The sequence below is a fragment of the Paenarthrobacter sp. E2MeOHC11 genome (assembly GCF_058744955.1).
Window position 1 is genome coordinate 35,946 of the sequence record NZ_CP196674.1, and the last position, 20,937, is coordinate 56,882.

Annotated in this window: 14 protein-coding genes; 9 read left to right on the forward strand and 5 right to left on the reverse strand. The window is 61.2% G+C overall.

The window, feature by feature from the left end; translation table 11 throughout:
- On the reverse strand, window positions 1-2,889 hold the full coding sequence (locus ACSSVG_RS23510; protein ID WP_492419506.1) for an FAD-binding and (Fe-S)-binding domain-containing protein: 2,889 nt from the start codon (window positions 2,887-2,889) through the stop codon (window positions 1-3).
- Between the two features lie 66 nt (window positions 2,890-2,955).
- On the reverse strand, window positions 2,956-4,686 hold the full coding sequence (locus tag ACSSVG_RS23515; protein ID WP_492419522.1) for an IlvD/Edd family dehydratase: 1,731 nt from the start codon (window positions 4,684-4,686) through the stop codon (window positions 2,956-2,958).
- 61 nt (window positions 4,687-4,747) lie between these two features.
- Here ACSSVG_RS23515 and ACSSVG_RS23520 point away from each other — a divergent pair, with 61 nt between their 5' ends.
- The 5 genes from ACSSVG_RS23520 (at window position 4,748) to ACSSVG_RS23540 (ending at window position 8,730) form a co-directional block, all read left to right on the forward strand.
- The gene (locus tag ACSSVG_RS23520; RefSeq protein ID WP_492419524.1) at window positions 4,748-5,524 is read left to right on the forward strand and encodes an IclR family transcriptional regulator; all 777 of its coding nucleotides are present in this window, start codon (window positions 4,748-4,750) and stop codon (window positions 5,522-5,524) included.
- On the forward strand, window positions 5,521-6,456 hold the full coding sequence (locus ACSSVG_RS23525) for an SMP-30/gluconolactonase/LRE family protein (RefSeq protein WP_492419526.1): 936 nt from the start codon (window positions 5,521-5,523) through the stop codon (window positions 6,454-6,456). The genes ACSSVG_RS23520 and ACSSVG_RS23525 overlap by 4 nt, the downstream gene beginning before the upstream one ends.
- Before the next feature lie 36 nt (window positions 6,457-6,492).
- The gene (locus ACSSVG_RS23530) at window positions 6,493-7,353 is read left to right on the forward strand and encodes a fumarylacetoacetate hydrolase family protein (RefSeq protein ID WP_492419527.1); all 861 of its coding nucleotides are present in this window, start codon (window positions 6,493-6,495) and stop codon (window positions 7,351-7,353) included.
- Between the two features lie 9 nt (window positions 7,354-7,362).
- Window positions 7,363-8,376, forward strand: coding sequence for a zinc-dependent alcohol dehydrogenase (locus ACSSVG_RS23535; RefSeq protein WP_492419529.1), 1,014 nt, complete (start codon window positions 7,363-7,365; stop codon window positions 8,374-8,376).
- 114 nt (window positions 8,377-8,490) lie between these two features.
- Window positions 8,491-8,730, forward strand: a complete 240-nt coding sequence (locus tag ACSSVG_RS23540; RefSeq protein WP_492419531.1) for a hypothetical protein — start codon at window positions 8,491-8,493, stop codon at window positions 8,728-8,730.
- 804 nt (window positions 8,731-9,534) lie between these two features.
- Here the strand turns inward: ACSSVG_RS23540 and ACSSVG_RS23545 are convergent.
- Together ACSSVG_RS23545 and ACSSVG_RS23550 are read right to left on the reverse strand one after the other, a co-directional pair.
- Window positions 9,535-9,696 (reverse strand): hypothetical protein, encoded by a 162-nt coding sequence (locus ACSSVG_RS23545; protein ID WP_492419533.1) that lies wholly within the window; start codon window positions 9,694-9,696, stop codon window positions 9,535-9,537.
- A gap of 717 nt (window positions 9,697-10,413) precedes the next feature.
- Window positions 10,414-11,919, reverse strand: a complete 1,506-nt coding sequence (locus tag ACSSVG_RS23550; protein WP_492419535.1) for a glycoside hydrolase family 43 protein — start codon at window positions 11,917-11,919, stop codon at window positions 10,414-10,416.
- A 229-nt stretch (window positions 11,920-12,148) separates the two neighbouring features.
- Here ACSSVG_RS23550 and ACSSVG_RS23555 point away from each other — a divergent pair, with 229 nt between their 5' ends.
- From ACSSVG_RS23555 to ACSSVG_RS23565, 3 genes are all read left to right on the forward strand, one after another.
- Window positions 12,149-12,721: a GDSL-type esterase/lipase family protein gene (locus ACSSVG_RS23555; protein ID WP_492419537.1), complete on the forward strand. Its 573-nt coding sequence runs from the start codon at window positions 12,149-12,151 to the stop codon at window positions 12,719-12,721.
- 192 nt (window positions 12,722-12,913) lie between these two features.
- Window positions 12,914-14,533 (forward strand): GH35 family beta-galactosidase, encoded by a 1,620-nt coding sequence (locus ACSSVG_RS23560; protein WP_492419539.1) that lies wholly within the window; start codon window positions 12,914-12,916, stop codon window positions 14,531-14,533.
- Window positions 14,534-14,626: 93 nt separating this feature from the next.
- Window positions 14,627-15,700 carry a Gfo/Idh/MocA family protein gene (locus ACSSVG_RS23565; protein ID WP_492419541.1) on the forward strand — a complete coding sequence of 358 codons (1,074 nt, stop codon included), beginning with the start codon at window positions 14,627-14,629 and terminating at the stop codon, window positions 15,698-15,700.
- 244 nt (window positions 15,701-15,944) lie between these two features.
- Here ACSSVG_RS23565 and ACSSVG_RS23570 read toward each other — a convergent pair whose 3' ends face one another.
- Window positions 15,945-18,695, reverse strand: coding sequence for a family 78 glycoside hydrolase catalytic domain (locus ACSSVG_RS23570; RefSeq protein ID WP_492419543.1), 2,751 nt, complete (start codon window positions 18,693-18,695; stop codon window positions 15,945-15,947).
- Between the two features lie 634 nt (window positions 18,696-19,329).
- On the opposite strand from ACSSVG_RS23570, the gene ACSSVG_RS23575 reads away from it, so the two are divergent.
- Window positions 19,330-20,865 (forward strand): ABC transporter substrate-binding protein, encoded by a 1,536-nt coding sequence (locus ACSSVG_RS23575; protein WP_492419544.1) that lies wholly within the window; start codon window positions 19,330-19,332, stop codon window positions 20,863-20,865.
- Window positions 20,866-20,937: the final 72 nt, after the last annotated feature.

Sequence of the window (20,937 nt, forward strand, 5' to 3'; positions counted from 1 at the left end):
TCACCTTTCATTTTTGGGTGTCAATGACTTGGGTGCGGGTTTTGTTTCAACTGGGCGGCTGGCCTTTACGATCACTTCCAGCAGGTGCTGATACTGCTGCCCTGTTGCCCGCGTCATTCCGAGTTCGCAGGTGCGGTTGGTCGAGGCATAGGCGCTGAACTGTCTGCTCGTGACTGTTTCCGCCTCCCGCCGGGTGGCAGATGCAGTCAATTCGGGATGAAGCATTCCGCGGTCCCCCGCGAAGGCACAGCATCCCCAGTCCTTAGGGATGAAGACTTCGTCTGAGACAGCAGCTCCGATGCGCTGGATAGCATCGTTGGTTCCGAGCTGCGTTGAGGAACAGGTGGGGTGGATGGCCAGGGACTCCAAGCGCGCAGTGATTGTCAGCCGTGGCATGACGACCTGGTCCACGAATGTGACCGCATCGACAATCCGAAGGCCGGGGTATTCTTCGTCCGCTGCGTTCAGGAGCCGCTCCAGGCCTTCAGTGCAGGAGGAGGCATCGCAGACGACGGGGAGTCTGCCGTGGTCCGTTGCTTCCCATAGGGCCGGCAGCACCCTGCTCTTCATTTCTTCGTATCCGGAGCTGAGGCCTTTGGATTTCCACGGCGTTCCGCAGCACATGCTGCCGATTCCTTCCGGAACCATGACCTGTGTTCCCGTGCGATCGCAAAGCTCAAGCAGCGCTGAGCTGACGCCGGGAGCTCCTTCTGCGGGGCCGAACATCGCCCCGATGCAGGCTGAAAAATACACAGCTTCAGCACTGGCGCTGAATCTGGACAGCCGTGGCGTTCCTCCGCGGGGAAGATCTTTCTCCCACAGGGGGATGGTCTCGTCGCCGAGTACGGCCCGGGCGGTTGCGGCGACTCCGGTGACGAGCGGCGCGGGGAGCTTCTTGACGGCGCTGAGCGCGAACGCCCCCACTGTGCTGGCACCTTTCCAGTGTTTGGCGGCCTGCTTCCAACCGGCTTGTTCCAGCGGGCCGCGCTGTTCTGCCCTGAGCCGGCGTACCAGGTCGCCGGTGTCGATGAGCACCGGGCAGGCTGTCTGGCACATTCCGTCCACGGCGCAGGTGTCCACGCCGGAGTACTGGTAGTCGGCCTGGAGTTCACGCAAAAGGGCCGTGTCACCGGCGGATTCGGCGGTGGCAATTTCTCGCCTGAGGACGATCCGCTGCCTGGGGGTGAGGGTGAGGTCCTTGCTCGGGCAGACCGGCTCGCAGTATCCGCATTCGACGCACCGGTCGACTTCCTTCTCCACCGCGGGAGTGACCTTGAGGTGCGAGATGTAGGAAGCGGGGTCTTCGTTGAGCAGAATCCCCGGGTTCAGCAGGCCGCGGGGATCGCAGAGCTCTTTGACCCCCAGCATTACTTCGTAGAGTTCGTCGCCGTATTGGCGCCGGACGAACGGGGCCATGATCCTTCCGGTGCCGTGTTCGGCTTTAAGTGTTCCGCCGTGGCCCAGTACCAGCTGGACCATGTCTTCAGTGAAGGCCGCATACCTGTTCAGGTGGCGTGTCTGGTCGAATCGCTCGTTGAGGAGGAAATGGATATTGCCGTCTTTGGCGTGGCCGAAGATCACACTTTCTTCGTAGCCGTGCTTGTCGAAGAGTTTCACGAGCGACTCGCAGGTTTCCAGGAGCGCATCCACCGGAACGGCGATGTCTTCAAGGAGGGCCGTGGTTCCGGAAGGTCTGTTGCCGGCTACAGTGGCGTACAGCCCTTTGCGGATGTGCCACAGCCCCGCCCGGGTCCGGGCGTCGCTGCTCATCGTCCCGGGTCCCGCCAGCGGAAGACCTGCGAGAGTACGTGTGCCGGACGTAACCCGGTCCGACAGTGATTCCGCGGAGGTTTCCTGGAATTCGACCAGCAGGGCGGCGTGGTCTTTAACGGCGATGGCCCTCAGCGTTTCGTTGGCTTCAGGGTCGCGCTGGGCGACCCGAAGACTGGTTGCATCGAGCAGTTCGATCGTGGAGAAACCCGACGCGACCAGCTCCGGCAGCGAGCCCGTGGCTCCGCGGAGATCGTCAAAAAGGAGCAGGCCCGTAGCGTGATGGGTGGCCGCGGGGACTGTCCTGAAGGTGGCTTCGGCGACGAACGCCAGCGTACCCTCGCTGCCGACCACCAGATGGGTGAGAATGTCGACGGGGCGGTCGTAATCGACGAAGGAGTTGAGCCCGTACCCCATCGTGTTCTTGATGGCGTATTGCTTCGCTATCGTCTTCAGGGACCAGGGGTTCCCACGGACGCGGTCACGGAGACGGATCAGGCCCTCATGGAGATTCGGTTCAAGCGCACGCAGCCGTGCATCGGCGTCACTAATACCGGTATCGATGACTGTCCCGGTAGAGAGCACAAGTATGGCCGATTCCAGGGTCCTGTATGTATTGAACTCCGTTCCACAGGCCATTCCGCTGGAGTTGTTGGCCACCACTCCGCCGATGGTGCAGGCGGATTCGCTTGCCGGATCAGGACCGAGCTTGCGTCCGTACTGCGTAAGTCTGGCATTGACCTGCCGCACGGTAGCGCCCGGTTGAACGCGGACCCGCGCGCCGTTGTCGAGCACCTCGATTTCCCTGAAATTGCGCCGGCTGTCGACGAGGACGCCGTCCGTTGAGGACTGTCCGCTAAGGCTGGTCCCGCCGGAGCGGAAGGTCAGCGGAACCCCGTGTGCGGCGCTGGCGGTAAACAGGGCCGCAACTTCGGCGGCGCCGTCCGGAATCACCACAGCTTTGGGCGTGAGGAGATAGTGCGAGGCATCGTGCGCATAGGCAAGCCGGTCAAGAGACCTGCTCCGGACGGATCCGGGTGCTGCAGTATTCAGCGCCTCCAGAAGGGTTCGCTGGGTGGGTTCGATGCGCGAACCCCTAGATGTTGCCGTGCTGCTCAACTGCTGTCCTTTAAGGTCGTTGTGGGTGCCGGGCAGGGCCACTGGGTCAGGGGCCGGCTTGCGGCACTAGTGCGATTCGCGGGAAACCTTGTCGCCGCTTGAACCGACGAGGAAGTCCAGATCGGCCCCGCTGTCGGCCTGCATGACATGGTCTACATAGAGACGCTCCCAGCCGCGCTTTGGGCTGGCGAAGCCGCTAACAGTTGCCCCGTTCGGGCGCCTCTGATCGAGCTCTTCTTGGGGGACGTCGATGTTGAGCGTCCGGGCCGGGACATCAAGAACGATGTAGTCGCCGGTCTGGACGACGGAGAGCGGGCCGCCGGCCGCAGCTTCGGGAGTGACATGCAGGACGACCGTTCCATACGCAGTTCCGCTCATCCTGCCGTCACAAATGCGCACCATGTCCCGGACTCCCTTTTCAAGGAGCTTCTTGGGCAGCGGCATGTTGGACACTTCCGGCATCCCCGGATAACCCTTGGGCCCGCAACCCCTCAGGATCAGGACTGAATTTTCATCGACGTCCAGGTCCGGGTGATCCATGCGGTCATGCATGTCTTCGATGCTGTCGAACACGACTGCTTTCCCCCGGTGTTTCAGGAGATGCGGAGAGGCAGCAGCGGGCTTGATGATCGCGCCTCCGGGGGCGAGGTTGCCTCTGAGCACTGCGATGCCGGCGTCGACCTGCTGCGGAGCCTCTCGGACCCTGATGACTTCTGGGTCCCAGATCCGCGCCTCGTCTAGGTAGTCAACGAGTGGTTTGCCGGTGACTGTCAAAGCAGTGGGGTCCAGGAGATCGCGGACTTCGCGGAGCACGGAGAGCAGCCCTCCGGCGCGGTGGAAATCATCCATCAGGTACTTGCCGGCCGGTTGGAGGTTCACCAGCAGGGGGACGTGGGCGCCGATGCGGTCGAAGTCGTCGAGCGTGAGGTCGAGTCCGAGCCGGCCGGCGATGGCCAGGAGGTGCACTACTGCGTTGGTTGAGCCTCCGATCGCCGCCAGTGTAACGATGGCATTGTGGAATGACGCGCGAGTAATGATGTCGCTGGGCCGCCGGTTAGCGGTGACGAGCTCCACGGCGAGCCGGCCTGACTCGTGCGAGGCTTCCAGGAGCCTGCTGTCAGGGGCAGGCGTGCCTGCCAGCCCGGGGATGATTGTGCCGAGAGCCTCGGCAACGAGGGACATCGTTGAGGCCGTCCCCATCGTGTTGCAGTGTCCACGGCTGCGGATCATGGAAGACTCAGATTTGAGGAACTGTGCTTCGGACAGCGTCCCGCCCCGCACCTCTTCGCTCAGCCGCCACACGTCTGTACCGCACCCCAGGGCTGTTCCCTGGAAGGTCCCGGTGAGCATTGGGCCGCCCGGGATCACAACCGCCGGCAGATCAACAGACGCTGCGGCCATGAGCAGAGCGGGAATTGTTTTGTCACAGCCGCCGAGAAGGACCACGCCGTCAATCGGGTTAGCGCGGATCATTTCTTCGGTTGCCATGGCCATCATGTTGCGCCACAGCATCGCCGTAGGGCGGACCTGCGTTTCACCAAGGGAGATGACGGGCATGTTCAAGGGGATGCCGCCTGCTTCGTAGACTCCCTGTTTGACGCTCTCGGCGACCTCGTTGAAATGGGAGTTGCAGGGAGTGAGGTCCGAAGCGGTGTTGGCGATGGCGATGTGGGGCCGGCCGTCAAAAGCGTTGCCGGGAAGGCCACGCCGCATCCACGCCCGGTGGATGTACGCATTCCTGTCATCTCCGGCATACCATTCTGAGCTTCGGCGCTCTACCATCTTCCACACTTCCATTTCTTGGAATTTGAGTCTATTATTTGAAACTAGAAGAAAGACTACTCGAAACGGAGACCAAGTGGAACAGGCAAGCGACGAACGCATAGTCGGCTCAGACCGCGTACTGGCGGTCCTGACTGAACTTGCCCGCTACCCTGACGGAATCGGACTGGACGAGATAGCGAAGGCAGTCGCAAGTCCCAAGCCGACCGTCCACCGCGCCCTGGCGTCCCTGCGACGGGCGGGCTATGCCGCCCAGAACGGCCGCGGCCACTACGTCATCGGCGATGAGTTCCTGCGCATGGCCTTCGCCCACCACGAAGCCCGCCCGGACCACATCCGGGTTCAAGGGATCCTGGAAACTTTGGCAGAGCGCCACGGCGAGACAGTCCACTACGCAGTACTGGACGGACGTTCCGTGGTGTACCGGGCCAAAACCGACCCTCCCGCGGGCGCGGTCCGCCTGACGTCAACCGTGGGTGGACGCAACCCCGCCCATGCGACAGGCGTCGGAAAAATGCTGCTCGCCTTCAGCCTTCCAACGATCGACGCTGTCCGGGCATGGGTGGGCGACCGTCCTCTGGAACGGCCCACCGAGCACACCAAGGCCACCGTCGAGGAACTCCACGAAGAACTTGAGCGCATCCGCGAACGCGGCTACAGCATCGACGACCAGGAAAACGAGCCGGGAATCAACTGCGTGGCCGTGCCTGTTTTTCTGCTATCGCCGACCGTGCCCAGCGGGGCGATCAGTATCAGCGCACTGGCGTACCGGACGCCGCTGCAGAAACTTATCGATGACCTGCCGAATATTCTACTGATAACGCAAGGACGTGCTGCGGAGGACAGGGAATGATGCCCGCCCGATACACCGCCCGCGTAGCGTCCACGTCCGCATTCGAACTTGGGGAAGGGCCGGTCTGGGACGCCGCCGGGCAACGAATCCTGTGGGTGGACATCCTGAACTGTGAAGTCATGGAAGGCAGGCTAGTCGGAGAGCGCATCGACACCACCGCCACCCACCTTTTCCCATGCATGGTGGGCGCCGTCGCCCCGGCCAACGACGGAAGCCTTGTGGTCGCCGCCCAGGAACACCTAATAGTCCTCCTGCCATCAGGGGACCGGCTGCTGGGGCCCCGGATCGTACCCGAAGGCAAAGCGAGCCGGTCAAACGACGGCGCGGTCGACCCGGCCGGTCGTTTCGTTATCGGGACCCTGTCCTTAGACACGGCCCACACCCGGGACGAGACGCTCCTTCGGATAGAGGACGACGGTAGCCAGACGGTCCTCGAAGATACGCTTGGACTGTCCAACGGCCTCGCCTGGTCGTCCGACGGATCCTCCTTCTACAACGTAGATACGAGCACTTCAACGGTCTGGGTCCGCAGCTACGACGCATTGACCGGAACATGCGGCCCTGCAAGGACGCACGTGCACCTCACCGACGGGTATCCGGATGGCATCTGCATCGACATCGACGGCAATCTCTGGGTAGCAGTGTGGGGAACCGGCGAAGTTCGCTGCTACCAGCCAGACGGGATGCTCCTGTCGGTGGTAGAAGTACCCGCCCCCCACACATCCAGCGTCGCTTTCGTCGGCCCCGACCGGGACGTCCTGATGATCACGACAGCGCGCAAGGATCTTACCCCGGCGCAGCTGAAACAATTCCCCCTGTCAGGCCGGATTTTTACAGCCCGGGTCGGAACAACCGGCCTGCCGACCACACCTTGGTCCGGAGCTTGGGCTCAGACGTCCCTCCAGCGGCCTTCTCCATACTTCACCTCGTAAGACTCCCACTACTTTCCATCCAAACAGGAGAAAACCATGCACCTTATGCGCATCGGAGCCCCCGGTTCCGAAAAGCCCGTTGTCAGGCTCACGGACCGGGACTATGTCGACGTATCGGATCTCGTCCCCGACTTCGATGAGGACTTTTTCGGTTCCGACGGCATTGCACGCCTTGGCCCTATCGTTCACCAACGCGTCGCCGAGGGACAGACCCGGCAGTTTGCCGGCGAAAGAATCGGCGCACCGATCGCCCGCCCCCATCAGATTCTCTGCATCGGCCTGAACTACAGCGACCACGCGGCGGAGACAGGCCAGGACGTGCCATCCGAGCCCATCCTCTTCACGAAATCCCCCAACACGCTGATCGGACCCTACGACGAGGTTCGGATCCCCCGAGGCGCAACCAAGCCCGACTGGGAGGTCGAACTCGGCATAGTCATCGGGCAGCGCACCAGCTATCTGGAGAGTGTCGAGGACGCCGAAGCCGCTATCGCCGGGTATGTCGTCGTCAACGACGTCAGTGAGCGGGCCTTCCAGCTCGAACGCAACGGCCAGTGGGCCAAGGGAAAGTCAGCCGAGACCTTCAACCCGGCCGGTCCCTGGCTCGTGACACCGGATGAGATAGGCGATGTGAAAGATCTCGGAATGTGGCTGGACATCAACGGAGTCCGCCGTCAAACCGGGTCCACGTCAACCATGATCTTCGACCCACATTTCATCGTCCACTACCTCAGCCAGTTCCTGGTGCTGGAGCCCGGCGATCTCATCAACACGGGCACCCCTCCCGGCGTCGGCATGGGCTTCAACCCGCCTGTATGGCTGCAACCGCAAGATGTCATGGAGCTGGGCATCGACGGCCTTGGAAGCCAGCGTCAACTTGTCCTGGCACCACGCTAGGGCGCGGCCATGAAAGCCTTTGTACTAACCGGGCCAAAAGAGTTTGAAATACAGGACGTCAAGGCCCCCACGCCGATGCCTGGCCAGGTCGTCATAGATGTCGAGCGCGTCGGTGTTTGCGGCACCGACATGGAATTCTTCACGGGAGAGATGTCGTACCTGCGCACCGGACATGCCCAATATCCGATACGGCTCGGCCACGAGTGGTGCGGAGTCGTCACAGGAATCGGAGAAGGCGTCCACCCGGATTGGCTTGGTCGCAGGACGACCGGTGACACGATGCTCGGGTGCGGCTCCTGCCCGCGCTGCTTGTCCGGGCGCCACCACGTATGTGATGCCCGCTTCGAAATCGGCGTCCGCGGGGGCTGGCCGGGCGCGCTGGCCGAACAACTGGCCGTGCCCGCCTCTTCCCTCGTTCCACTGCCGGACACCGTCGACGCGGCGGCTGGAGCCATGGTCGAGCCGGGAGGCAACGCTCTGCGTTCAGTCGAAGCCACGGACGCCGGGCCCGGCGACCGCGTGCTCGTCCTCGGAACAGGGACCATAGGACTTCTGGCTGCTCAATTCGCCAAGGCCGCCGGAGCCGAAGTCCATCTCATGGGCCGCTCGCCGCGCTCACTGAGCTTCGCCCGGACCCTCGGCTTTGAGGGTGCCTGGACCGCCGACACTCTTCCGCCACTCCCCTGGGACGCCGTGATCGAAGCCTCCAACGCGCCCACCCTCCCCGCACTCGCCATTGAACTGGTCGAGCCGGCCCGCAAAGTCGTCTACGTCGGGCTGGCCGGCTCCCCGAGCGTCATTGACACCCGGACCCTTGCCCTCAAAGACGTCACGGCCGTCGGCATTCTCGGAGCCTCCGCGGGGTTGCCAGGAACTATCGATGCCTACGCTTCTGGCGCCGTGGACCCGCGCCCGCTCGTTGCCGCCACCGTGGGCCTGGAAAGAGCAGGAGACGTCCTCGGAGGATGGCGGCCAGACACCGCCGGACCTGGCCCGAAGTTCCACGTCGATCCCCGCATCTGACCCGGACAGTATGCCGCCTCTCAGGGCGGCATACTGTTTTCCCTAACCAACTTGTATCGATTCATAATTACTCGGGGCGGACCATACTCCCGGGACTGCAAAAAGGGTTTCCACATGACGAACGACACGCGCGACGCCGCCCTTTACCCAGCCGACGACTGGCGGGCACTACCGGGTCTTGTGGTGGAGATCAGGCTGAACCGGCAGCTGCACCGCCAGGGGATTGTCGATGATGCAATGCACGACGGCTCCGGATTCTGGCTCGCCGCCGACGGGGTCTCGCCGCGAGAATTCATACACAAGGCTGACGGGTACCGGGTCTGGACCGCACTTTACCCGCCATCCCCCTACTAGAGTCCTTTGCGCCTGAAATTCGGTTCGGCAGTCGGCCGAGTGATTCGAGGATTTGGTCTGCGGTCTTGGTCAAGATGGAGGGGGCCAGGTTCTCGTTCCATGATTTGCCGCAGTCGCGGATGGCGGCTTCGAGGACCTGAACACGTCGGCGCCCGCTGCGGCGCAGGAGGCTGTCGGTGACGAATCCGACGAGCCGTTCGACCTATTTGATCCAGAAGGAGTAGGTCGGAGGGAAATGGATCTGGAGGCGTGGATGCTTCTCAGGCCATTCTCTAACGGCCGGGGTCTTGTGGGTCTTGTGTCGCAGATCAGGTGCACGTCAAGGTCGGTCGGGACGTGGGAATCGATGTTTGCCAGGAACTTCCCGAACTCGGCGGCGCGGTGCCTGCGGTGCAGGCGGAAGATCATGGTGCATCCCCGGTGTTCAGTGCCGCGAACAGGGTTGTGGTTACGTGCCGGACGAAGTCGGGGGTGCGTTTCTCGGGCATGCAGGGCATCATCGGAAACGCGGGCTGCTACCGGGCCACGGCCTGGACCTGGGACTTCGAGCGCAGAGAGGTGCTGTTGAACCTTGCGGTGGTGAATGGCAGATCCGCTCCGAGGGAGCCGAGTCCTTCCGCGTGTGGCGGGTCCCCAATACACGCTACCGATACCGAGGAACCCGAATCCCAACACCATGGACCACAACAGCATAGGGATGATCATGTGGAGAGCCGGATGCTCAGGAATAGGCACGTCCGGGTTCGGAAGGCGGGCGGCAGAAACCCGCCGTCCGAAAGACTGGCAGGGCGCTGCCGTCCGACCCTACTCATCCACGGTGGACCCCGGAGGATTCAGGTAAAGTCCGAAAACGTCGTAGTCCATCTCCACGAACAGCGGATCGTTGGAGAGCTTGAACCCGTCGGCACGGTGGGGCTTGAGCTCGAAGTCCTTCCAAATTCTCGCGATCGTGGACTTCGAAAGCAAAAACGTTCGGCTATCTTTCGCCCTCGACCAATGCGTGGTGTGCTTCGGCGTCGATTCCAGGTCGCAACGCTCGTCTGCTCGACCCGGTCCGTGGTGATGCCGGCAGGCCTGCCGGGTCGGCGATCGTCTGCCAACCCATCATGGCGCTACTCCAAAAACCGGCGCCGCCACTTTGCCGAGGCATGAGATTCCAACCCCGCAGCGAGCAGCCACTGCAACGTTCGTCAACTCCTCAGCACTGGCGAGGACAATGCTTGACGGATCGCAACCCCTTGGGACGGGCTCCGCCTCCGGGCCCACGGCAAAGCAAGGCCTTCGGCCGCCCAGCATTCGCCATGCCCCGTTTTACAATTACGAAGCGAATTCAGGCGCAAGACACTAGTCGCCGACTGCAGCGGAGCCAGCTACTCCGAAAGGTCATATCGAGACGAACGCTTTCGGACCGGACTTCCCGCCGCGCCGCTCCGGGCGGTTCCAGAGGCTCGTCAGCATCTTCTTCTTGACCCGGACGAGCCTCTAGCCGACAGTGCCGGCACTGACCGTTTTTGTTCCGTTGGTCCGGCGACAGCTCAGGGCCACGATTCCCGCTGCCACTGTGGCCAGTACGTGGACGAGCCCCGGGGTTCTGACCCCCGGAGATACACCCGGTCTCCCCTGCTGACGGACCGTTCTCCGCGGTGCATCGGCCAGGGCCGCAGCGCGAGCATTCCTCGTCGGCTATATGCCCGGAATTGATGACACTTCCGCGTTCCCGCCGGAGTAGTTGAGCTCCCGGAACGCGACTGTCCCGCTCCGGGACAGGAGTCCGAAGACCCGCCCGGTGTATCCGCCGGCCACTTCGGTGGAAAGGTACTTGCCATCAAGCCGGGCAATCTCTTCCCAGGCTCCGCCTTGCGTCCTGGCGGAGAACACGATCTCGTCGGGGCCTTTCAGGTATTGCTCCGCGGAGGGCTCGGTGACTTCGATCCTGACGGTCGAACACGGGCCGACTTTTTCAATTCTCTTCGCAACTGACTCAATGTCTCCGATCCGGGCTCGGACGAGGAGGTCCTGGTCGTTAACTTCAATCGAGTACTCATGGCGGGGGTCAATGCGCAGGGACAACCCGCCGTCCCCGTGAGCAGCGTCAACGTCCACCGTAATTCGTGCTCGTCGGTGGCGTAGTCGCTGGGCGATGAGCCGTGGCCGCACGGTCTCCCCTGCGGTCTCGGCCGAAACACTGAGGACGCCTGAACCGCTTTCTGCGAACTTGAGTGTACTTTCGCCCGGGGTGAACCATTCGACGCCCAGATCGGCGTCCGCGAACTCCCAAGCCGAGGTCTCACCGGTCGCCTCCGTTGGGGTGATGGCCACTGACGGCACAGGCCAACCATCGATCCACTCGACCTCGGCGGCGAAGGTCTCCCGCCCCAGTACATGGTAGGTCGGGCTCGTCCCCGCAGGCCTGACGCCGAGGAAAACCATGGCCCATGTACCGTCTGGTCGTTCCACGAGATCGGCGTGGCCGGTGTTTTGCACCGGCCCGGGCAGCCCCGACATTGTCAGGATCGGGTTCGCCGGATTAGCTTCAAAGGGCCCACTAATGTCCCGTGACCGCGCGACCGTCACTCGGTGCCCCCGCTCGGTGCCGCCTTCTGCAATCATCAGGTACCACCAGCCCTCACGCCGGTACAGGTGAGGGGCCTCTGGGTACGCGAAGCCGGTACCTTCCCAGACGGCGTACGGCTCTCCAACCACGACGCCGGCCAGCGGGTCGACCTTTGCCTGCCAGATTGACTGATGGAAGGTTTCCAAGTCGAAACCGGAGTAGGTCACGTAACAGGCTCCATCCTCATCCCATGCAATATCCGGATCTAGACCGACCAGCCCCGGCAACTGCACAGCGGTAGACCATGGGCCTTCCGGCTTCTCGGCCGTGACCAGAAGCTGGGCCTTGAAGTTCGGAGAGTTGGTGGTAATCATCCAGAACCGGCCGTCATGGTGCCTGATGGTTGGGGCGTAGATACCCAGCGACGGGAAGAGTCCGTCCACATCGAATTGGTCCGTGCGACTGAGCACGTTTCCGATCTGAGTCCAGTTCCGAAGATCCTGGCTCCGATAGATCGGAACGCCGGGGAAATACTCAAAACTGGAACAAATCAGGTAGTAGTCCTCGCCGGAACGACAGATGGATGGGTCGGGGTTGAAGCCGGGGATGATCGGAGTGGTGAGGCCTATCGTCATGGAACCCTCCTGGGTTTGGTCAGCCGAAAAGTGTGAGCGCGCCTGGGTGAAGGTGCGCTCTTGACGGCGGCACCGTCCCACGATTATGCTCCATCTGACAACAAATTTCAATATTAGGATATACATTCCATTTAGTGGAATCGTAAATCCTGGGTTGCGGTGCAAGGGAGCATTGGCTTTGAAACTCTTCTTCAAGTGGCTGGACCGGGTTATGGAACCGAGCCGGAAAATGAAAGCACAGCAATTCCAGTCGCTGCGGCTCACCGAAGGTGATGTGGTCTTCCTGGGAGACAGCATCACCGAAGGCGGAATGTGGAATGAGTGGTTTCCAGACTTGCCGGCCAAGAACCGTGGCATTGCGGGCGACACGTCCCGTGGGGTTCTCGCCAGAATCGACGACGCCGTCACGCCGGGCCCCTCGGCAATAGTCCTGCTGATCGGAACAAACGACCTGGGCTTCGGATACCCCGCTGCGGGAACCGTCAATAACGTGGAGACGATTCTGAATAGAATCAAGGAACTGGCGCCGAATGCACAGATCTTCCTTCAAAGCGTCATGCCGCGCAAGAAAAGCTATGCCCGGAAAGTGCGAGAGCTGAACAGCGCCTACGTGCGGCTGGCTTCACAATTCAACGCCATTTACATCGACTTGTGGCCCGTCCTTGCAGATGGCAACGGCGGACTCCGCAGCGAGTTCACACTTGACGACCTCCACCTCAACGGCCGCGGCTACGAGACATGGGTTTCGGCACTGCGTCCACATCTTGCTGCTCTGACCGCGCCGAGAACGACTTCCGCCTAGGCGACGGCTCTATGGAGTGCCGGGTCTTCGGCCTGCAGAGCCGTCCGTGCTTCCATTCCGGCAGATCCGATGTGTGCAGGCTTCGGATGCAATGACGCCTCGTCGGACATTCCTCGCACTCGGCCGGCAGGTCTCCCTCTCCGTTAATGCACCAATCAACGGTCAAGCACGTTTCACCCGAAGGAACACACCATGAGCACCACCCCGAGCGGTAAGCCAGTAGCCAACGCCGCACTCGAAGCATCACACCGCCGCAGCCGGCTGCTCGTCAACGGTACCCCGTTCCTGGTACTCGGGGCGGAACTGCACAATTCCAGTTCGAGTGGCCACGAAACTGCGCTCACGGCCGTTAACCGCGTGGCCGATCTGGGAGCAAATACTGTCCTCGCTGGTGTCGCGTGGGACCAGGTGGAACCGAACGAAGATGAGTTTGATTTTTCCATCGTCGATTCCTTGTTGTCCGCGGTCCGCTCGCGTGGCCTCAAACTGATTCCCCTTTGGTTTGGAACCTGGAAGAACGGAACGTCAAGCTATGTCCCGGGCTGGATGAAAGCGGACTCAGTGCGGTTTCCACGGGCCGAGGTCGCCAGCGGCCGCACAGAACATATCTCCCCGTTTTCCCTGGAGGCACGTGAGCGCGATGCCGTCGCGTTCGGTCGATTCATGGAATATCTCGCCGCCGCTGACGAGGGCCACGGCACAGTAATCATGGTGCAAGTCGAAAATGAGGTTGGCCTACTGGGCGACAGTCGGGACCGCGGCCCGGCGGCCAAGGCGGCCTTTGAACACCCCGTGCCCATCGATGTGATTGCAGCAATCCGCGATCCCAAATCCGGGCCATTGCATGAAGCATGGAGCTCCAACGGGAGAGTCGAGGCGGGCACCTGGGCACAGGTCCTAGGCGAAACACCGCTCACCAACGAGGCCTTCATGGCCCATGCCTACTCGAGCTACGTCGAAAAGATAGCGGTGGCAGGCAGGCAACATTTTGACATACCACTTTTCGCCAATGCATGGCTCGATGTGGACATGGACATCCCCGAGTTTGGACTGGCTGGCGGAGTGACGCCCGGCGAATACCCCAGTGGCGGCCCAAACCCCAAACTGGCCCCGATCTGGAGGGTGTGCGCGCCCAGCATTGACTTCCTCGCCCCGGACATCTACATGGGCGACTTCGAGGCCATCTGCAGCGGCTTTGCCGAATCAAGCCCGACGCTGTTCATTCCGGAGATGCTTCGCAACGAGACGGGCGCAGGCCAGGCCTTCGTCGCCGTCGGATCTCACGGCGCCATCGGGGTTTCGCCTTTCGGTCTCGATTCGACACCCGAAGATGGAGGGCTGCATATCACGGATGCCTTCGCGCTCCTCGCCTCGGTCAACGATCTAGTCCTTGACCACCGCCCGGCCGAGACCATGGTCGGCTTCCAGCTCACCGACAAGCAGCCCATTGCCACCCTCACGCTGGGAAACTATGCACTGACCATCACACGCTGGACTCCGTTCGGTGTCTCCGAGGAGGGCAGCCAGGGTTATGGACTGATAATCCAGACTGAGCCGGCAACCTTCCTTGGCATAGGAAGGGGATTCAAGGTCACCTTCTCCCGCGCCGGAGTCAAGGTCGGTCTCGAATGCGTTGCTGAACTTGACGTCCGAGACCGAAGAAAGGTCACACGCAGACTGAATGGCGACGAAACACATAGCGGATCGGCATGGGCCCACCCCTCACTCCCTGACGCTGGTGTCGTGGACTTTTTTATCCCTCAGGACCGCTCGGGAACCGGCCTCACCCGTTGCATCGTGTACGAATACTAGGCGAATTTTCGGCAGTGCTCTCCGAAAACCTCGGACGCTGTCGTCAGCAGGAAGTCCGACGGCTCGACCGGTGACGGACTCCAGTCGACCGCTATGAAGCACGAACCTCGAATAACCGAAATCTACCCGAAAGGGACAGCCGTGAGTCATGGACGCGTTAAATGGGGCATTGTAGGGACCGGGCACATCTCCAGGACCGTAGCACCCGACCTGCAACGGGCCGAGAACGTGGAGTTAGTGGCCGTTTCGTCGCGCAGCTCCGAGGCCGCACGGTCTTTCGCCGCTGAGTTCGACATCCCGCGGGCGTATTCGGATTACACGGCATTTCTTGCTGACCAGGACATCGATGCGCTGTATATCGGAACACCGCACGGCGTGCATCACCAGCTCGCCAAAGAGGCGCTTCTTGCGGGCAAACATGTCGTGTGCGAGAAGCCTCTGGCCCTTAACGCAGGGCAGGTGCGAGACCTGGCCGAGACTGCACGGGCGATGGGTGTATTCCTCATGGAGGCTATGTGGATGAAATTCAACCCTGCGATCCGCCAATTACACACTCTGATCGATGACGGCCGTATCGGTGAGGTGCGGAGCGTGCGGGCATCCTTCGGATTTCCGTTCCCCCAAGACGGGTCCAGCAGATGGCGCCCGGAACTGGGGGGCAGCACTTTGCTGGACCAGGGCATCTACCCGGTGACGTTGGCCTCGATGCTGCTGGGCGAGCCTGCGGTGATCGCCAGCCATGGACGGATTCGGGATGATGGGGTTGATTTGAGCCAAGCTATCAGCCTGGGATACGATCGCGGCCGTTTCGCCCAGGCCGCGTGCTCTATGGTCGATTTCCTCGACCCTTCGGCCTCAATCAACGGGACCCTAGGGTGGATTGTCATCGAGGGTCCGTTCTGGGCCGCTACCCGCTTCTCGATTCATTCGCCCACGGCGGAAGACCTCCTGGCCCACGAGAGTTTCGAGATTCCAATGGAAGGTAATGGATACGTTCCGATGTTCAGGTCCGCCAGTGCTTCCATTGCCGCCGGAGCATCTGAAAACCCTCTGCACACATGGGCAGAGACTATCGCCGTCTTCGAAATCCTTGACGCAGTACGTGCCCAGCTCAAGGCAGCGCACTTGGAAGGGCAACTCCCAGCGACACGCGTCAACGCCATCTGAGACTATCCCCGCCAGAGCTGGCGGCTATGGCGGTTCAAGAATCCAGCCCCGGAGTCTCCACAGGGACCGGCCGCGCGGCAGCGCGCGGCGAGAGTGGGCCTCAGAGGCAGGGCCGGCACCACTGGAGGGTCTGAGTAGTCAGGCAGAAGCACTGGAGGACTGTTCCCTGGCATAGCCGGAAGGGAACAGGGTAGGACATGGGGCGGCGCGCCCTTGTCTTCCTTAAAGCCGCGCCGCCAGGCATCTATTCCACGGTCCATTCGAAGTCGTAGCGGCCCGACTCGCAAATGATTCGCACTCCGTGCTCATCTTGTTCTGCAGAGTCCACCAGAGGGCCCAGGTGGGTCTGCGATTCGGTGAGGTTTTCGACCGTGGCGCGGGGAAGCCTCACCATTGCGGTCGAACCTACCGGAACCGTCAGGGATACTGTGGCGCGCCCGTTTCCATGGCTCCAGGCGGCCGAGACAGCTCCGTGAGGTGTTTTGGTGGTGGCGGAGGCGTGATCGACGCGGCCATTGAACATGAGCGGTTCGAGGTCGAAGGTGCTCCAGGCAACGGAGGTCGGTTTGAGGCCGACGAGCCCTTCGTAGAGCCAAGCGACCACTGCCCCGAGGGAGTAGTGGTTGTGCGATTGGTGGGCTTTGCCTGCCTCGTCATACCCTTCCCACTTTTCCCATACGGTGGTGGCGCCCTGGTCTATTTGGGCAAGCCAGGAGGGATGTGTCCGCTGGAGCAGGAGGTCCAAGGCGACGTCGGCCCTTCCGGAGTCGGAAAGCACATCCAACAGAAATCCCGTGGAAAGAAAACCTGTTCCAACGTGGGTGCCGTTTTTCTCAATGAGTTCGCACAGGCGCTCCGCGGCCGCCTTCCGGTCCTGTTCGGGGAGCAGTCCGAGGCGCAAAGCGCGGGCGTAGGTTGCTTGTTTGTCGGGCGTGAGGACACCTGGCGCGGTCATGTACTCCGTCTGCCAGGACTGTTTTGCCGCTGCTGCGTACCCGGAAAATCGCTGAGAGTCCCCCGGGCGGTCGAGAATCTTGGCGATTTGGCTAAGCAGGCTACTCGAGTATGAGAAGTAGGCGGTGGCGACAGCTCCGGGGTCTCGGGTGAGTAGGTCCGGAAGTGCGGCCATGCTGTGGTCAACGTCGGGTTCCAGCCATTCTCCATAGTGGAATCCAACGTCCAGCAAGTAGTCTTCATGGGGTTTCTTCGCGCCGGATTCCTCGCGGCTGGCGTGCCGGCCGGACGCTGCCCGGGTTGCGGAGAATTCGATCCAAGCAACCATTGACGGGTACTGGTCTTCCAGCACCTGCACGTTTCCGTACCGGGTGTACAGCGTCCAGGGAATGATCACGGCGGCGTCTCCCCAACCTGCCGCTCCGCCGAATTCAAATGGCGGTGGGACATTGTCGCGGGGAACAATGTCCTCAACCCGCCCGTCCTCACCTTGTTGCAGAGCCAGGTCAATGAGCCAGTCGCTGAAATAAGAGTCCACCTGCCCGAGAAGAGTGGCCGTCCTCGCGAAAACCTGGGCATCCCCCGTCCAACCTGAGCGCTCACGGGTCGGGCAGTCGGTGGGGACGTCGGTGAAGTTGCCCTGCATGCTTCGTACCACGTTAGCGTGGAGTGTGTTGATCTCTGGTACGGAACAGTGAAATTTCCCGGAGTACTCAAGTGCAGCGTGAAGGAGGACGGCTGTCACATCGGAAAGCTGGATCGCCGCCGGCGGATTGGTGATCTCGCAATAGCGGAATCCGTGAATTGTGAACCGGGGCTGGAATAGGTCCGTTCCTCCGCTCAGGATAAATGTGTCTCGCTGAACGATCGGGCCGGCTTCGCTCGAATCGGTGAGGTAGTCACGGTCAAGGTCACCTTCCGGCGTGAGTACTTCGCCAAAATCAAGGAGTACTTCCTGTCCTTCGTCTCCTGTGACGTTTAGGCGCACCACGCCGACCACGTTGGCGCCGAAGTCGACAAGCAGGCTGCCTGAGGGGCGCTTGGTGATAGAGACCGCGGCGATCTCTTCGATGGCCCGAACGGCGTCGCTGCGAACCGGCACCAGGTTCCGGTCTTCAGCCACCAGTTTAACGGGGCAGAAGTCCGAGGGTCGTTCGATGGATGAATTCCAGCCGGGAAAGGCCGCACGGGCGTCGACTTTTTCACCATCCTGGGGGTCGGAGGTGATGATCTCACCGCCTCCGGCAGTCCAGGATTCATCGGACTGGAAATGAACCACGGTACCGTCGGCAAGTTCAACCTCGACATAGGCGATCGCCGCCGTCTGTGTCCCGTAAAGATCGCGAACGCCATGGCTGCCGTTGCGACCACGGAATCGCCCGTCGGCAAGGACGATTCCGAGAACATTGGTTCCTTCGCGTAGCGTTGCCGTCACATCGTAGGACTGGTATTGCACGCGGTCATCGAAAGCGGTGAATTTCGGTACCAAGCTGTCGCCGGTGATCTCGACGCCGTTGAGGCTAAGTCGATACCAACCTAGCGCGGACGCGAACGCGCGCGCACGCACCGGCTCCGCCGTGATATCGAACGATCCCCTCAGATACTGCACCTGGCCGGCAACACCGGCGATGATCTCCACGTCACGGGCGATCCAGTGCGCCACCGCCTGTAGGTCAACAGTTCCGGTCTCAAACATCGCCCAGTCACTCCAGGGGCCATTCAACCCGTCGTGGGCCCAAAGACAGATGCGCCACCTGTAACTCCTCCGTGGAGCAAGAGGCGGTCCGTTGTAAGTGGAATCCGGGCACAATTCGTATCCGATCCGCCCAGAATCCCAAACAAGCTCGCCAGCAGTTCCGTCCGCAAAATCCTCAGCCAGTTCAATGCGGAATGCAACAGCTCGTGCCCCACGCTGGGCGCTGCGCACCTCCCAGCTGAACCGGATTTCGTCAGGGTTTGCGCCAATCAGCCTGGTCATCGAGTTGACGCGAAGGTTTTCCGGCTGGACAACAGCGGTCATTGATCTTCCGTTCATAGTCATGGGCGAAGCAGCTGCCCGTATCGGGACATCACGAGTCTCTTGAGCCGAACAAAAGGTCTGCAGGCCGAGGGGATCCGCCCTGACGCACCCCTTCGCAACAAGGGCGGAACCAATGCCGCGGAAGGCACGGTCAGCCTTATGACAACAACATGCCGGAAAGCTTGGCACGCGGCAGGCCCGCCGGACTCATCATCATCGATATCTCCTCAGGTCGGCGAGGTGGAGGCCAAAAGTGGACTGTGAAGTCGCCCGGCTCAACTTAGTAGAACCTCATCCTCTCCCGTTTTGAAAGGTTTCAGGGCGGGTTAAGTATGACTCACTCGCTTTCGATTTTCAATAACATGACTACTGTTCGGATATATGGAATAACACCTTTTCCAATAGCCGTCAGTGGTGGACCGCCCCCCCGGGCAGCCACTGTCTTGAGTCAATCAACGGAGCGGGCCCGCGCTGCTCGCGCCCGGGAGGTAAGGCTATTGACGGGCATCCAACCAAGGGTTTACGCTCCCCACTAATGGATTTTCATCTACAGGACCACAATTCCAATTATTGGACTACCGGCGAACTTAGCCTCATCACTCCTGTGCTTCGGTCCAACACCGCTACACCGTAAGAGACAAGGAAGTTTCTAGAAATGAAGCTCAAAAAGAGAATGGTGGCAGCTGCGGCCGCCATCGCCATTGCCCTCGCGACGGCCGGCTGTACCTCGCAAGCAGCCAATGAAACGAAAGACACCAAATCGACCCTGACCGTGTCCCTGGCGCAGGCGCCGAGCTCCTTGGACTTCCTCGGACTCGACAACGGGGCGCAAGTTGGTCTTTGGGGAGGCATCTACGACACGCTTCTCTGGAATGACGGTGACTCGAACCCTCACCCCGGCGCTGCAGAGAGTTACGACTACAGTGACGGGAACAAGACGCTGACCCTTAAACTCCGCTCCGGGATGAAGTTCAGCAGCGGAGATCCGGTAACCGCTGATGTGGTCGCGAAGAGCCTGACGCTATACAAGCAGAAAGCCAACTATGCCTCGAACCTGGCACTTGTCGAATCGGTCACGGCCACGGACGGCAGCACTGTCGTTCTAAAGCTGTCGGAGCCGGACCCGAACCTGATCAATGTCCTCGGGACGGGGGCAGGCGTAATTGCTGATCCGAAGACTGTCGGAACCGACGCATCCAAGCTAAACCCTGTCGGTTCAGGTCCGTACACCCTCGACATGGCTAACACCACCGCGGGCTCCACGTACACGCTGCAGCGCAATGAGAGCTATTGGGGAGTAAAAGACTTTCCCTACAAAACCGTAGTCTTCAAGGTCTACACTGACCAGACCGCGCAGCTGAACGCGCTCAAGGCCGGCGAGATCGATAGCGGCATTGTCGACGCTTCGACGCTGGCTGAGGCGCGGGCCAGTGGTCTGACCATCAACACCACAATGGGCAACGGCTACTTTGGACTGTTCATCTTCGATCGGGAAGGGAAGAAGATTCCTGCCCTTGGAGACGTCCGCGTGCGTCAGGCAATTAACTACGCTATCGACCGCGAAGGCATCGTTAAGTCGATCATGAAGGGGGAGGGCAAGGCCACGAATCAGGTGTTTGGCCTCAACACCCCCGGATACGTCGAATCCATCAACGACAGGTACGCGTACAACGTCGAAAAGGCTAAAACCCTCATGGCGGAAGCTGGCTACGCCGACGGATTCGAAATCGATATGCCCGACTTTGCCTACATCACCACATTCGAGCCCACCATTACCCAACAGTTGGCACAAATCGGCATCAAGGTCAAATTCACTCCGACTCAGATCCCCGAGGCCATGACCGGAATTGCGACGGGCGCCTACCCTATGGTTCTGTTCCTAACCGGCAACTCCACCAACGCCAACGACGTCACGGCCCAGATTGGCACGACCGGGTTCTGGAACCCCCTCAAGACAACGGACGAGAAGATCGCCGGGCTCCTCCACGATGCCCAGTACGAAACAGATGACGCCGCACGCAACAAGATTTACCAGCAGATCAGCGAGTATGTCGTTGACAATGCATGGTTCGCACCGATTGCGTACTTCTCGGTCAATCAGGCCACGGTGGAGGGCGTGACCTTCACGGTTCCGACCTCCAACATCACGCCGAATCTGCGGAACTTCTCCAAGAACCCGTTCGCCGAATAATAAGCCAAAAGTTTCGGGGCGTCCGGCCTGCTCATGCCGGGCCGGACGCCCCGTAAATAGAAAAGAACCTGC

Coding starts and splice junctions, on each gene's coding strand:
- ACSSVG_RS23535 (WP_492419529.1), top strand. CDS start 7,363: ATGAAAGCCTTTGTACTAACCGGGCCAAAAGAGTTTGAAATACAGGAC.
- ACSSVG_RS23525 (WP_492419526.1), top strand. CDS start 5,521: ATGATGCCCGCCCGATACACCGCCCGCGTAGCGTCCACGTCCGCATTC.
- ACSSVG_RS23570 (WP_492419543.1), bottom strand. CDS start 18,695: ATGACTATGAACGGAAGATCAATGACCGCTGTTGTCCAGCCGGAAAAC.
- ACSSVG_RS23560 (WP_492419539.1), top strand. CDS start 12,914: ATGAGCACCACCCCGAGCGGTAAGCCAGTAGCCAACGCCGCACTCGAA.
- ACSSVG_RS23530 (WP_492419527.1), top strand. CDS start 6,493: ATGCACCTTATGCGCATCGGAGCCCCCGGTTCCGAAAAGCCCGTTGTC.
- ACSSVG_RS23575 (WP_492419544.1), top strand. CDS start 19,330: ATGAAGCTCAAAAAGAGAATGGTGGCAGCTGCGGCCGCCATCGCCATT.
- ACSSVG_RS23540 (WP_492419531.1), top strand. CDS start 8,491: ATGACGAACGACACGCGCGACGCCGCCCTTTACCCAGCCGACGACTGG.
- ACSSVG_RS23555 (WP_492419537.1), top strand. CDS start 12,149: ATGAAAGCACAGCAATTCCAGTCGCTGCGGCTCACCGAAGGTGATGTG.
- ACSSVG_RS23515 (WP_492419522.1), bottom strand. CDS start 4,686: ATGGAAGTGTGGAAGATGGTAGAGCGCCGAAGCTCAGAATGGTATGCC.
- ACSSVG_RS23565 (WP_492419541.1), top strand. CDS start 14,627: ATGAAGCACGAACCTCGAATAACCGAAATCTACCCGAAAGGGACAGCC.
- ACSSVG_RS23550 (WP_492419535.1), bottom strand. CDS start 11,919: ATGACGATAGGCCTCACCACTCCGATCATCCCCGGCTTCAACCCCGAC.